Here is a 12,477-nt window from a genome sequence, read left to right on the forward strand (position 1 = left end):
GGTGCGCGCCGCCGTCCATCCTCTCTTTCCGGATGTTGCCATGAGTCAGCCAGACAATCCCTTCCTCGCCCTGACCGCCCCTGGCCTCGCGGGGCTCCAACCCTATGTGCCCGGCAAGCCGGTCTCGGAGCTCGAGCGCGAGCTCGGCATCCACGATTCGATCAAGCTCGCCTCGAATGAGAACCCGCTCGGTCCGAGCCCGCGGGTCGCCGAGGCCATCGTCGCCGCGCTGCCCGAACTCGGGCGCTATCCCGATGGCGGCGGCTTCGAGCTGCGCGCCGCGCTGGCCGAGCGCCACGGCGTCAAGGCCGAGGCGATCACGCTCGGCAACGGTTCCAACGACTGCCTCGACCTGATCGCCCGCACCTTCCTGCAACCGGGCGTCGATTCGCTCTTCTCGGACCACGCCTTCGCCGTCTACCCGATCGCGACCCAGGCGGTCGGGGCGACCGCGCGGGTGGCCCCGGCGCGCGACTACGGTCATGACCTGGCGGCGATGGCGGGGCTCGTCAACGAGCGCACGCGGGTGGTCTGGATCGCAAACCCGAACAACCCGACCGGCACCTGGCTCGCCGCCGATGCGCTGCACGCCTTCATCGCCGAGCTGCCGCGCTCGTGCGTCGTCGTCGTCGACGAGGCCTACATCGACTATGTCGATGAGTCGTCTTTCCCCGACGCGAGCCTGTGGCTCGGCGAGTTCCCCAACCTGATCGTCACCCGGACCTTCTCGAAGGCCCACGGGCTGGCCGCGTTGCGCGTCGGCTACGCGCTCAGTGACCCGGCCGTCGCCGATCTGCTCAACCGGGTGCGCCAGCCGTTCAACGTCAATAGCCTGGCCCAGGTCGCGGCGCTCGCCTCGCTCGCCGATCCGGAACATATCGCCCGCCATGTGGCGATGAACCGCGCCGGGCTGCATCAGCTCACCGTGGGCTGCGAGCAACTCGGGCTGTCGGTGATCCCCTCGGTGGGCAACTTCATCGCCGTCGACCTCGGCCGCCCGGCCGGGCCGATCAACGACGCCCTGCTGCGCGAGGGCTGCATCGTGCGGCCGGTCGCCAACTACGGCATGCCCAATCACCTGCGCATCACGGTCGGCCTGGAGGCCGAGAACGCGCGCCTGCTCGCGGCGCTCGAGCGGGCCCTGGCGGCATGATCGAGCGGCTCGCCGTCATCGGCGTCGGCCTGATCGGCGGCTCGTTCGCCCGCGCGCTGCGCACGGCCGGCGCGGTCGGGGAGGTCGTCGGCTGCGGCCGCTCGGTCGCGAATCTCGAACGTGCGCTCGATCTGGGCGTCGTCGACCGCTTCACGACGGATCCAGCCGAGGCCGTCGTCGGCGCCGATCTGGTCTTTCTCGCCGTGCCGCTCGGGTCGATCCGCGGCATCCTGCAGGCGGTCCGCGGGGCACTCGACGGGCGCACGATCCTCACCGATGGCGGCAGCGTCAAGGGTTCGGTCGTCGCGGACGTGCGGGCGGTCTTCGGGCGGGTGCCGCCGACCTTCGTCCCCGGTCACCCGATCGCCGGCACCGAGCACAGCGGCGTCGAGGCCTCGTTCCCGGAGCTCTACCGCCATCGCCGGGTGATCCTGACGCCGCTCGCCGAGACGGAGCCGCGGGCGCTTGCGCTGGTGCAGCGGGCGTGGGAGGCGTGCGGTGCCGAGGTCTCGCTGATGGAGGTCGATCATCACGACGAGATCCTCGCCGCGACCAGCCACCTACCGCATCTGCTCGCGTTCGGTCTCGTCGATACGCTGGCCCGGATGCGCGAGAACGACGAGATCTTCCGCTATGCGGCCGGTGGCTTCCGCGACTTCACCCGCATCGCCTCGAGCAGCCCGGTCATGTGGCGCGATATCTGTCTCGCCAACGGCGAGGCGGTTGGGGCGATGCTGCAACGCTTCGCCGCCGAGCTCAACGAGTTGGCCGACACCATTCAGGACGGCGACGGCGAGCGGCTGCTGGAGATCTTCTCGCGCGCCAAGGCGGCGCGCGACCGCTTCCTCGCGGCCGGCGGCTGACCCTGGCAGGGCCGACCCTGGTCGGCGTGAACTGGGTCACGCGCTGGGGGCGCGGGGTTGATATCGATGGCCGTGGCACGCAGGTCTGTGAAGACACGATGTCGGACCCATGCGATGGAGGAAGCCATGAGCAGTAGAGAAGCCTACCAGCAGCAGATGCAGGCCAAGCTCGAGGAGTGGCAGGCGGAGATCGACAAGCTGAAGGCCAAGGCCAAGCACGCGACGGCCGAGGGTCGCGCCGAGTACGAGGAACAGGTCGAGGAGTTGAAGGCCAAGCGGGAGGCGGCTGGCGAGCGGCTGGCCGAGCTACGCCAGGCGGGGGAGGACTCCTGGGAGGAGATCAAGACGGGCGTCGAGAACGCCTGGCGCGAACTCGGCGACTCGGTCGCGGCGGTCCGCGACAGGTTCAGATAGCCGATTGTCCGAAAAGACGAAGGCCGGCGATGTGCCGGCCTTCGTCCATTTCAGGTCGTTGGTCGGGGTGACAGGATTCGAACCTGCGACTTCTGCCTCCCGAAGACAGCGCTCTACCAAGCTGAGCTACACCCCGTTAAAACCCTTGCAGCCCGTCGTCGCTCGCCCCTCGGCTCAGTAGGTGCGCGAGACGGCGAAGTCGGCCAGGCCGATCAGCGCGGCTCGTGCCGGCGACTCGGGGAGGACGGATACCGCGGCCTTGGCCGTTTCGGCATGTCCCCTTGCAAGCTGCGCAGTATAGTCGATCGAGTCGGTCTCGGCAATCACTCGTGCGACGGCGTCGATGTGTTCCCGTCCGCCACCCTCGATGGCCACGCGCAGCAGTTCCCGCTGTTCGGCGTTGCCGGCCGTCATCGCCCGGATGATCGGCAGGGTCGGCTTGCCCTCGGCCAGATCGTCGCCGATGTTCTTGCCGAGTTGTTCGTCGGAGGCGCTGTAGTCGAGGGCGTCGTCGACCAGCTGGAACGCGATGCCGAGCGATCGGCCGTACTCGGCCATCCCCCGTTCGATGGCGGCCGGCGACTCGGCGAGGACGGCGCCGAGTCGGGTACCGGCCTCGAAGAGGGTCGCCGTCTTGCGCTCGATGACCTCCATGTAGCGCCCTTCGGTCGTGTCGGGGTCGTTGCAGTTGAGCAACTGCATGACCTCGCCCTCGGCGATCCGGTTGGTCGCGTGCGACATCACGTCCATGACGCGCATGATGTTGACGTCGACCATCATCTCGAAGGCCCGGGAGTACAGGAAATCGCCGACCAGTACGCTCGCCTCGTTGCCCCAGACGGCGTTGGCGGTGTCTCGGCTGCGCCGCAGCTTGGAGCCGTCGACGACATCGTCATGGAGCAGGGTCGCGGTGTGGATGAACTCGACGATCGCCGCGAGATCGATGTGGCGCTCGCCGCCATAGCCGCAGGCGCGCGCCGCCAGCAGCACGGCCAGGGGGCGTAGCCGTTTGCCGCCGCTCGAGACGATGTAGTGGCCGATCTGGTTGACGAGCACGACGTCGGATTCGAGACGACGAAGGATCAACCGGTCGACAGCCTGCATGTCGTCGACGACCGGCCGACGGATTTCGGAGATCTCCATACTGGGCCTTGAGTTCAGGGAAGGACGTCAAAAATGACCCATGGGATGCTAGGGTCGCGACTGGGGCCTGTCAAGCCGGCGCGTCGGCGGAGATAGGGCGGACCCGTGTCGATTCGGCGAGCCGTGCCGACGCGGTGCGCCAGCGGTCTCGGTGGAGGCGCATCGCCGGCCGTCGGGCTACGCGCCCCGAAAGGGCCAACCCGACGCGCCCCGGACCGGCACGACCGCGTCGGGCGAGGCGCGCCCGCACGACCTTTTCGAAGAAGGGTAAGGAACGGTTCAGAAACAACCGACACAAGCGAGGGGAAGACAGGAAACTACGAAATACACGAAAGTCGCGAAAAACAGCGGATAATCCTATGCATTTCGAGTTCTTTCGCGTGCTTCGCGTGTTTCGTAGTTCCAAAAAGACGTGCCGGTTGTGCTTGAATCCTTGCTAAGGGTCGCGTGCGCCGGGGCCGTCACCCGATCGGCACGGATCGCGCCGCGTCCGGCGTTCTTGACCTTGCTCTAGGCAGGCCGCTATCATTCCCGCCCTTAAGCCTGGCCCTCATGGGCACTACTCAGAATGACTATTTAGGGACGGCAATCATGTACGCGGTGATCCAGACCGGGGGTAAGCAATATCGGGTGGCCGAGGGCGACCGGCTGCGGGTCGAGAAGCTCGCGGCCGAAGCGGGCGAGCACGTCGAGCTCGATCGCGTCCTGTTGGTCGCCGACGGCGAGGACGTGACGTTCGGCAAGCCCTTCATCGAGGGCGGCAAGGTCACGGCGACCGTCCAGGCGCACGGCCGGGCCAAGAAGGTCAAGATCATCAAGTTCCGGCGCCGCAAGCACCACCTGAAGCGCCAGGGCCACCGCCAGTGGTTCACCGAGCTCCGGATCACCGGTATCACCGCGGGTTGAGGTAATTTTCGATGGCACACAAAAAGGCAGGCGGTAGTTCGCGTAACGGGCGCGATTCCGAATCGAAACGGCTCGGCGTCAAGGTCTTCGGCGGCCAGGAGATCAAGGCCGGCGGCATCATCGTGCGCCAGCGCGGCACGCGCTTCCACCAGGGCGTCAATGTCGGTTGCGGCAAGGATCACACCCTGTTCGCGCTGGCCGATGGCGTCGTCAAGTTCGAGGTGAAGGGTCCGCGCAACCGCAAGTACGTGCGCGTCGACGCGGGCTGAGGGCGCCCCCCGTCTTGCGCCGAAGGCCCCGCCCCGACGGGGCCTTTTGCGTTCTGCGGCCGTCTTGCCCCCGATGGCATCGGCCGCTGCCGATGGTCCGTCTGGTTCGATGACCCGAAGGGGCGATGCGAGAATGGTCGGCGCGATTCGGCCCCGATGTCGGGTTCTGCGGCGCCGACCCGAGGAAGGCACCGCTCACCTGGCGACGATTCAAAAACAACCGGCGCATCTTCTCCTAAACTACGAAACACGCGAAATACACGAAAAGGCAGAATATACGCGGGAGAATCTGGGGTTTTTCGCGACTTCCGCGCAGTTCGTAGTTTCTTGTCTTCCACGTGCTTGTATCGGTTGTTTCTGCACCGTTCCTTACCAGGGCCATGAAATTCGTCGATGAGGTCTCGATCCGCGTCGAAGCCGGGGACGGTGGCAGCGGCTGCGTCAGTTTCCGACGCGAGAAGTACATCCCCAAGGGCGGCCCCGATGGCGGCGATGGGGGCGATGGCGGCAGCGTCTATCTGGTCGCCGACTCCAACCTGAATACGCTGGTCGACTTCCGCTACGATCGTCGCCATCGCGCCGAGCGCGGCCAGAACGGGATGGGCCGCGAGCGGCGCGGCCGCAGCGGCAAGGACCTGCTGGTGCGGGTGCCGGTCGGGACGCGGGTCTTCGACGAGGCGACGGGCGAGGCGCTCGGCGATCTGCTCGAATCCGGCGAACGGTTGCTCGTGGCCCGCGGCGGCTTCCACGGCCTGGGCAACACGCGCTACAAATCGAGCGTCAACCGCGCCCCCCGCCAGTCGACGCCGGGTACCCCCGGCGAGCGCCGCGAATTGCGCCTGGAGCTCATCCTGCTCGCCGACGTCGGTCTGCTCGGCCTGCCGAACGCCGGCAAGTCGAGCCTCATCCGGTGCATCTCGAGCGCCCGACCCAGGGTGGCCGACTATCCCTTCACGACCCTCTATCCGAACCTCGGTGTCGTGCGCCTGAGCCGCGACCACAGCTTCGTCGTCGCCGACATCCCGGGGATCATCGAGGGGGCGGCCGAGGGGGCCGGGCTGGGCCTGCACTTCCTCAAGCACCTGGCCCGCACCCGGCTGCTCCTGCACGTCGTCGACCTCGCGGCCTGCGAGGGGCAGGACCCGGCCGAGGCGGTTCGCCAGATCGAGCGCGAACTCGCCGCCTACGACGATGCCCTGATCGAGAAGCCGCGCTGGCTGGCCCTGAACAAGGTCGACCTGCTGGAACCGGTCGAGGCCGAGCGACGGGCCGAGGCGCTGCTCGCGGCGCTCGCCTGGCAGGGGCCGGTGTTCCGCATCTCGGCCCTGGCCGGGAACGGCACCGCCGAGCTGACGGCGGCCATCATGGCCTGGCTGGAGACCCAGCGCGGTGCGCCCGCACCCGCTGAGTCCCATGACGAGCCGGCGGAGACGCCCTGGCATCCTTTGGCCTAGACGGACGTGACGGTGGTGCAGCGATGCTGACGCGCGACAAGCTTTCTCGTACCAGGCGTTGGGTCGTCAAGATCGGCAGCGCCTTGTTGACCCGCAACGGCCAGGGGCTCGAGCGCGCCGTGCTCGAGCCCTGGGTCAATCAGATCGCGGCGCGGCGCATCGGTGGTGACGACCTGGTGCTGGTCTCCTCGGGGGCCGTCGCCGAGGGCATGGCGCGGATGGGTTGGGCCCGCCGGCCCAAGGCCCTGCACGAGCTCCAGGCGGCGGCCGCGATCGGTCAGATGGGGCTGGTGCGGGCCTACGAGGACTGCTTCGCGAAGCATGGCCTGCACACGGCGCAGGTGCTGCTCACGCGCGACGACCTCGCCGATCGGCGCCGCTACCTGAATGCCCGCAGCACGCTGCGCGCGCTGCTGCGGCTCGGCGTCATCCCGGTCGTGAACGAGAACGACACGGTGGCCACCGACGAGCTGCGCTTCGGCGACAACGACACCCTCGCGGCGCTCGTCGCCAACCTGATCGAGGCCGAGCTCTTGGTGCTGCTGACCGACCAGGACGGCCTCTTCGACAGCGATCCGCGCGCCAATCCGCAGGCCCGGTTGATCGATGAGCGGGCGGTCGACGATCCCTCCCTCGATCTGGCCGCCGGCGAGAGCGCCAGCGGTCTCGGCCGCGGTGGCATGATCACCAAGGTGCGGGCGGCGCGACTCGCGGCCCGCTCCGGCACCGCGACCGTTATCGCCCCCGGCGGTGGCGATCAGGTGCTGGTGCGCATCGGCCGCGGCGAGCCGGTCGGCACCCTGTTGGTGCCGTCCCAGGAGCCGCAGACGGCGCGCAAGCAGTGGCTGGCGGGTCAGCTCCAGGTGCGTGGCCGCGTGACGCTCGACGACGGGGCGGTGCGGGCGCTGCGCGAGCAGGGGACCAGCCTGCTCGCGGTCGGCGTGCGCGCGGTCCAGGGTGGCTTCAAACGCGGCGAGGTCGTCGCCTGCCTCGATGCCTACGGGCGCGAGGTCGCCCGCGGCCTGATCAACTATGATGCCGGCGAGACGGCCCGCCTCATGGGCCAGCCGAGCGGGCGCTTCGAAGAGATCCTGGGCTATCTCGTCGAGCCCGAGCTGATCCATCGTGACAACCTGGTCCTGCTCTGATCTCGCCGCGATCCCATGCGCCAAATCGTCCTCGACACCGAGACCACCGGCCTCGATCCGCACGAAGGCCATCGCATCATCGAGATCGGCTGCGTCGAGATCGTCGCGCGGCGTCTGACGCGCAACAACTTCCACCAATACCTGCAACCGGATCGCGAGATCGACGCCGGTGCCATCGCCGTGCACGGGATCTCGAACGAATTCCTCCGCGACAAGCCGCGCTTCGCCGACATCGCCGAGGGCCTGCTGCGCTATCTCGAAGGCGCCGAGTTGATCATCCACAACGCAGCGTTCGACCTGGGTTTCCTCGATCACGAGCTGGGCCTGTGGCGCGAGGGCGGGCCGCGGATCGTGGATCTCTGCCGGGTGACCGATACCCTGGCCCTGGCCCGCGAGCGCCACCCGGGGCAGCGCAACAGCCTGGACGCGCTCTGCAAGCGATACGAGGTCGACAACTCGCAGCGCGATCTGCACGGCGCCCTGCTCGACGCGGAGATCCTGGCCGACGTCTACCTGGCGATGACCGGCGGTCAGGTCAGCCTGTCCTTCGACGCGCCGGAGCAGTCGGAGCGGCCCGGCGAGGCGGTGTCGGTGGCACCGCTCGATCGCTCGCGACGCCCGGCGCTGCGGGTCGTGCGCGCCAGCGACGCGGAACTGGCCGCGCACCGCGACCGACTGGCGGCGATCGATAAGGCGAGCGGCGGGGCCTGTCTGTGGCGGCGGATCCCCGAAGGGGAGGGGTGAGCGCGACTCGACGGCGCCGCCGCTACGAGGAGCGCCGCTGGTGGTCGCCCTCGGCCTGGGAGCCGTTGACGATCGCCTCCAGGGCCGCGAGGTCCTTCAGTTGCACGTGCTTGCGATCGACCTCGAGCAGCCCCTCGTCCTGGAAGCGGGTGAAGAGGCGGCTGACCGTCTCGACCGCCAGGCCGAGATAGTTGCCGATCTCATGGCGCGACATGCTCAGATAGAAATCGTTCGGCGACAGGCCGCGGCGCTGTAGCCGGCGGGACAGGCTGACGAGAAAGGTCGCGAGGCGCTCCTCGGCGTTGCGCTTGCCGAGCAGCAGGAGCATGTCGGTGTCGTGGCCGATCTCCTTGCTGAGCAGGCGGAACATCTGATGCTGGAGCGATGGGATGCAACAGGTCAGTTCCTCGAGGCGGTTGAAAGGGATCTCGCAGATCGCCGAGGTCTCCAGGACCCGCGCCGAGCAGATGTGATGGTCCTTTTCGATCGCGTCGAGGCCGATGATCTCCCCGGGCAGGTGGAAGCCGAGGACCTGTTCGCCGCCCTCTTCGCTCGGCGCATAGGTCTTCACCGACCCGGTCTTCACGACGTAGAGCGAGCGGAAACGCTCGCCGCTGCGGAACAGGTAGTCGCCGCGATGCAGCGGCCGATTGCGCTTGACGATCTTGTCGAGCCGCTCGGTGTCCTCCGGGGTCAAGCCCATCGGCAGGCAGAGCGTCGCCAGGGTACAGTTCTTGCAAACGACCCGGATCGTCTCGAACGAAATGACCTTTTGCGGATTCAAAACGACCCCCTCTCCCGCGGTGATTGGGCCGGTATTTTGGATCGGTGTTTGACCTGGATCAAGTAAATAAAGCCCTCCCTGGATGCCGGGTTATGGCGCGCTGTCGGTCGCCTGCCGGGGGCGCGGCGCGAGGCGCAAGTGCGCCATGAAAAAGGGCCGTGCCCGATCGGGCACGACCCCCCTTTGTGCGGACCCGGCAGCGGGGCGCGCCCCGCTGCCGGGCCGCGGGAAGGCGAGACCCTACTTGGCCTCGTCGCTCGTGGCCGGGGCCGAGGGGGCGGCTGGTGCCGCGTAGGGCGGGGCGCCGTAGCCGTAGGGGGCGCCATAGCCGTAAGGGGCGCCATAACCATACGGGGCATAGCCGTAGGGGCCGCCCCAGCCGTAGGGGCCGTAGCCATAGTAGTCGCGGTAGCGGTTGTAGCCGCGGCCCCAGCCGCGGCCGCCGCCGCTCATGTTCATGTTGAAGTCGCCGTAGCCATCGCCGAACATGTCGTTCCACCAGTCGTTCATGCCGTTCCCGTAGCCGGGACCGCCCCAGCCCGGGCCCCACCAGGCCTGAGCAGAGGTCATCGAGAGGGCGGCGGCGCCGGCGATCGCCGCCACGCCCATGACTTTGGCGAGCTTTTTCATGATCCTGACACTCCGAAACTGTTTTTGTAGGGGTCTGTATCGTGAAGCAGCGGCGGCGCCAGTGCGGGCCGGCGCCGCAGGCCAGTTTCGCAATCGCGCGAAACTGTCAATGATTATAGGTAAGCTCCTTCGGCCTTGTGAAGGGTCGCGACCCCCGGTCCCGTGGGCGCGGATGGCCGCTCCCGCTGGCTGGGCGGCTGTCGTCTGCGCAGCGCTGCCGCCCCTGGTTGCGGGGGCGGGCGGTCTGAGCGATCCGCGATTTTTCATTGAGATGCCGGTGCCCTGCGGCGAATTTTGCTGCGCTGCATTGAGGCCCCGGGGGAGATTTGGTAGCTTGTAATGCCATCCGGGCCTCCTCTCCCTCACCTTCTTCCCCTTTTATGACGACCAAGTTCATCTTCATCACCGGCGGCGTGGTCTCGTCGCTGGGCAAGGGTATTGCTTCCGCTTCGCTCGCGGCCCTGCTCGAGGCGCGCGGCCTGCGGGTCACGCTGATCAAGCTCGACCCCTACATCAACGTCGATCCGGGGACCATGAGCCCGTTTCAGCACGGCGAGGTCTATGTCACCGACGACGGTGCCGAGACGGATCTGGACCTCGGCCACTACGAGCGTTTCGTGCGTACCCGCATGGGCCGCAACAACAATTTCACGACTGGCCAGATCTACGAGAGCGTGATCCGCAAGGAGCGGCGCGGCGACTACCTCGGCCGCACCGTCCAGGTGATCCCGCACATCACCGACGAGATCAAGGACAGCGTGCGCCTCGGGGCCGATGAGGCCGACATTGCGATGGTCGAGATCGGCGGCACGGTCGGCGACATCGAGTCGCTGCCGTTCCTGGAGGCGATCCGCCAGATGCGCGTCGAGGTGGGGCGGGAGAACGCCCTCTTCATGCACCTGACGCTGGTCCCCTACATCCGCACCTCGGGCGAGATCAAGACCAAGCCGACCCAACACTCGGTCAAGGAGTTGCGCTCGATCGGCATCCAACCCGACATCCTGCTGTGCCGCGCCGAGCAGCCGATCCCCGAGGCCGAACGCAAGAAGATCGCGCTCTTCACGAACGTCCCGGAGGCCGCGGTGATCTCGGCCATCGATGCCGACAACATCTACCGCATCCCGATGCTGCTGCATGCCCAGCACCTCGACGACCTGGTCGTGCGTCAGTTCGGCCTCGAGGTCCCGGCGGCGAATCTCGCCGAGTGGCAGCGCGTGCTAGAGGGCTTCGACCACCCGACCCACGAGGTCACGGTGGCCATGGTCGGCAAGTACATGCACCTGACCGAGGCCTACAAGTCGCTCTCCGAGGCCCTGGCCCATGCCGGCGTGCATACGGGGACCAAGGTGCGGATCCGCTACCTGGACTCCGAGGAGATTGAGCAGCAGGGCACCGATTGCCTACGCGAGGTCGACGCGGTCCTCGTCCCTGGCGGCTTCGGTGGCCGTGGCATCGAGGGCAAGATGGCGGCCGTGCGGTTCGCCCGCGAGCAGCGCGTCCCGTACTTGGGCATCTGCCTCGGCATGCAGGTCGCCGTCATCGAGTACGCCCGTCAGGTCGTGGGCCTCGAGGGGGCGCACAGCACCGAGTTCGATCCGACGACCCCGCACCCGGTGATCGCGCTGATCACCGAGTGGCTGAACGAGTCGGGTCAGATTGAGCAGCGCGAGGAGGGCGGCGACCTCGGCGGCACGATGCGTCTGGGCGGTCAGAATTGCCGCCTGGAGCCCGGCAGCCTCGCGCGCAGCGTCTATGGCCGGCCGCAGATCCGCGAGCGCCACCGCCACCGCTACGAGTTCAACAACCAGTATCTGGATGCGATGAAGGACGCCGGGATGCGCTTCTCGGGCTGGTCGCTCGACAGCACCCTGGTCGAGATCGTCGAGATTCCCGACCACCCCTGGTTCATCGCCTGCCAGTTCCACCCCGAGTTCACGTCGACGCCGCGGGACGGTCATCCGCTGTTCCACGGGTTCATCAAGGCGGCGCTCGCCCACCAGCGACAGGTGGCGAGGGCGAGCAAGTGACGCCGCTGCTCGACTTCGAGGTCGGGCTCGACCGGCCGCTCTTCCTGATCGCCGGTCCCTGCGTCATCGAGAGCGAAGCCCTGGCCGAGGAGACGGCCGGACGGCTGAAGGAGATCGCCACCGACCTGGGGATCCCGTTCATCTACAAATCCTCGTTCGACAAGGCCAACCGCTCCTCCGGGGCGAGCTTCCGCGGCCCCGGTCTGGAGCGCGGCCTGGCGATCCTCGAGGCGGTGCGCACCCGCCTCGGGGTGCCGGTCCTGACCGATGTCCATGAGGACACCCCGCTCGCCGAGGTCGCCTCGGTCGTCGACGTCCTCCAGACACCGGCCTTCCTCTGCCGCCAGACGAACTTCATCCGCACCGTCGCCGCCCAGGGGCGGCCGGTCAACATCAAGAAGGGCCAGTTCCTCGCCCCCTGGGACATGGCCCAGGTCGTCGCCAAGGCCCGCGCGACCGGCAACGAGACGATCCTCGTCTGCGAGCGGGGCGTCTCGTTCGGCTACAACAACCTGGTCTCCGACATGCGCGCCCTCGCGGTGATGCGGGCGACCGGCTGCCCGGTGGTCTTCGACGCGACCCACTCGGTGCAGCTGCCCGGCGGCCAGGGCGATCGCTCCGGCGGCCAGCGCGAGTTCGTGCCCGTGCTGGCGCGTGCGGCGGTCGCCACCGGCGTCGCCGGCCTGTTCATGGAGACCCACCCGGATCCGGATCGGGCGCTGAGCGACGGTCCCAACGCCTGGCCGCTCGGGCGCATGGCGGCGCTGCTGGCAACCCTGGTCGAGCTCGACCGGCTGGTCAAGGCACGCGGCTTCGCCGAGGCCGACCTCTAAGCAACGGTTCAAGAACAACTGAAGCAACGGGGGGCGGGCCTCTGGCCCGCCCCCCATGGTCAAGCGCGCCACGTATGGTTCACTTGTTACCAAGTGACGATTCAAGAAC

13 protein-coding genes and 1 tRNA gene are annotated in these 12,477 nt (G+C 67.9%); 10 read left to right on the top strand and 4 right to left on the bottom strand.

Going from position 1 to position 12,477, the window contains the following annotated elements:
* Positions 1–40: 40 nt before the first annotated feature.
* From hisC to CKO41_RS04745, 3 genes are all read left to right on the top strand, one after another.
* On the top strand, positions 41–1,153 hold the full coding sequence (gene hisC / locus CKO41_RS04735; RefSeq protein ID WP_200381401.1) for a histidinol-phosphate transaminase: 1,113 nt from the start codon (positions 41–43) through the stop codon (positions 1,151–1,153).
* Positions 1,150–2,016 (top strand): prephenate dehydrogenase/arogenate dehydrogenase family protein, encoded by an 867-nt coding sequence (locus CKO41_RS04740; protein ID WP_200251564.1) that lies wholly within the window; start codon positions 1,150–1,152, stop codon positions 2,014–2,016. The genes hisC and CKO41_RS04740 overlap by 4 nt, the downstream gene beginning before the upstream one ends.
* A gap of 126 nt (positions 2,017–2,142) precedes the next feature.
* Positions 2,143–2,430: a sll1863 family stress response protein gene (locus CKO41_RS04745; RefSeq protein WP_200251567.1), complete on the top strand. Its 288-nt coding sequence runs from the start codon at positions 2,143–2,145 to the stop codon at positions 2,428–2,430.
* A gap of 59 nt (positions 2,431–2,489) precedes the next feature.
* On the opposite strand, the gene CKO41_RS04750 is transcribed toward CKO41_RS04745, so the two are convergent.
* Positions 2,490–2,566: transfer RNA gene (locus CKO41_RS04750), tRNA-Pro, on the bottom strand.
* Positions 2,567–2,604: 38 nt separating this feature from the next.
* Entirely contained in the window at positions 2,605–3,573 is a 969-nt protein-coding gene (gene ispB, locus CKO41_RS04755; protein ID WP_200381402.1) for an octaprenyl diphosphate synthase, read from the bottom strand.
* Between the two features lie 591 nt (positions 3,574–4,164).
* Between ispB and rplU the strand changes: the two genes are divergently transcribed.
* The 5 genes from rplU to dnaQ all read left to right on the top strand — a co-directional run bounded on the left by rplU (position 4,165) and on the right by dnaQ (position 8,094).
* Positions 4,165–4,479, top strand: a complete 315-nt coding sequence (rplU, locus tag CKO41_RS04760) for a 50S ribosomal protein L21 (RefSeq protein ID WP_200251572.1) — start codon at positions 4,165–4,167, stop codon at positions 4,477–4,479.
* Between the two features lie 11 nt (positions 4,480–4,490).
* Positions 4,491–4,748, top strand: coding sequence for a 50S ribosomal protein L27 (rpmA, locus tag CKO41_RS04765; protein ID WP_200251576.1), 258 nt, complete (start codon positions 4,491–4,493; stop codon positions 4,746–4,748).
* 380 nt (positions 4,749–5,128) lie between these two features.
* Entirely contained in the window at positions 5,129–6,202 is a 1,074-nt protein-coding gene (gene cgtA, locus CKO41_RS04770) for an Obg family GTPase CgtA (protein WP_200251583.1), read from the top strand.
* A 23-nt stretch (positions 6,203–6,225) separates the two neighbouring features.
* Complete coding sequence (gene proB / locus CKO41_RS04775; protein WP_200251585.1) at positions 6,226–7,350, top strand: glutamate 5-kinase; 1,125 nt, start codon at positions 6,226–6,228, stop codon at positions 7,348–7,350.
* Positions 7,351–7,365: 15 nt separating this feature from the next.
* Positions 7,366–8,094, top strand: coding sequence for a DNA polymerase III subunit epsilon (dnaQ, locus tag CKO41_RS04780; protein ID WP_200381403.1), 729 nt, complete (start codon positions 7,366–7,368; stop codon positions 8,092–8,094).
* 22 nt (positions 8,095–8,116) lie between these two features.
* Here the strand turns inward: dnaQ and fnr are convergent, their stop codons facing one another.
* Together fnr and CKO41_RS04790 are read right to left on the bottom strand one after the other, a co-directional pair.
* Entirely contained in the window at positions 8,117–8,878 is a 762-nt protein-coding gene (gene fnr / locus CKO41_RS04785) for a fumarate/nitrate reduction transcriptional regulator Fnr (protein WP_200381404.1), read from the bottom strand.
* 240 nt (positions 8,879–9,118) lie between these two features.
* Positions 9,119–9,508, bottom strand: coding sequence for a sulfur globule family protein (locus tag CKO41_RS04790; protein WP_200381405.1), 390 nt, complete (start codon positions 9,506–9,508; stop codon positions 9,119–9,121).
* A gap of 380 nt (positions 9,509–9,888) precedes the next feature.
* Here CKO41_RS04790 and pyrG point away from each other — a divergent pair, with 380 nt between their 5' ends.
* Together pyrG and kdsA are read left to right on the top strand one after the other, a co-directional pair.
* Positions 9,889–11,535 (top strand): CTP synthase, encoded by a 1,647-nt coding sequence (gene pyrG / locus CKO41_RS04795; protein WP_200250097.1) that lies wholly within the window; start codon positions 9,889–9,891, stop codon positions 11,533–11,535.
* Positions 11,532–12,368: a 3-deoxy-8-phosphooctulonate synthase gene (gene kdsA, locus CKO41_RS04800; RefSeq protein ID WP_200381406.1), complete on the top strand. Its 837-nt coding sequence runs from the start codon at positions 11,532–11,534 to the stop codon at positions 12,366–12,368. The genes pyrG and kdsA overlap by 4 nt, the downstream gene beginning before the upstream one ends.
* Positions 12,369–12,477 lie beyond the last annotated feature (109 nt).

This window comes from Thiococcus pfennigii (assembly GCF_016583835.1).
GTDB lineage: Bacteria > Pseudomonadota > Gammaproteobacteria > Chromatiales > Chromatiaceae > Thiococcus > Thiococcus pfennigii.

Coding starts and splice junctions, on each gene's coding strand:
- CKO41_RS04740 (WP_200251564.1), top strand. CDS start 1,150: ATGATCGAGCGGCTCGCCGTCATCGGCGTCGGCCTGATCGGCGGCTCG.
- rplU (WP_200251572.1), top strand. CDS start 4,165: ATGTACGCGGTGATCCAGACCGGGGGTAAGCAATATCGGGTGGCCGAG.
- CKO41_RS04790 (WP_200381405.1), bottom strand. CDS start 9,508: ATGAAAAAGCTCGCCAAAGTCATGGGCGTGGCGGCGATCGCCGGCGCC.
- CKO41_RS04745 (WP_200251567.1), top strand. CDS start 2,143: ATGAGCAGTAGAGAAGCCTACCAGCAGCAGATGCAGGCCAAGCTCGAG.
- rpmA (WP_200251576.1), top strand. CDS start 4,491: ATGGCACACAAAAAGGCAGGCGGTAGTTCGCGTAACGGGCGCGATTCC.
- cgtA (WP_200251583.1), top strand. CDS start 5,129: ATGAAATTCGTCGATGAGGTCTCGATCCGCGTCGAAGCCGGGGACGGT.
- pyrG (WP_200250097.1), top strand. CDS start 9,889: ATGACGACCAAGTTCATCTTCATCACCGGCGGCGTGGTCTCGTCGCTG.
- proB (WP_200251585.1), top strand. CDS start 6,226: ATGCTGACGCGCGACAAGCTTTCTCGTACCAGGCGTTGGGTCGTCAAG.
- ispB (WP_200381402.1), bottom strand. CDS start 3,573: ATGGAGATCTCCGAAATCCGTCGGCCGGTCGTCGACGACATGCAGGCT.
- dnaQ (WP_200381403.1), top strand. CDS start 7,366: ATGCGCCAAATCGTCCTCGACACCGAGACCACCGGCCTCGATCCGCAC.
- hisC (WP_200381401.1), top strand. CDS start 41: ATGAGTCAGCCAGACAATCCCTTCCTCGCCCTGACCGCCCCTGGCCTC.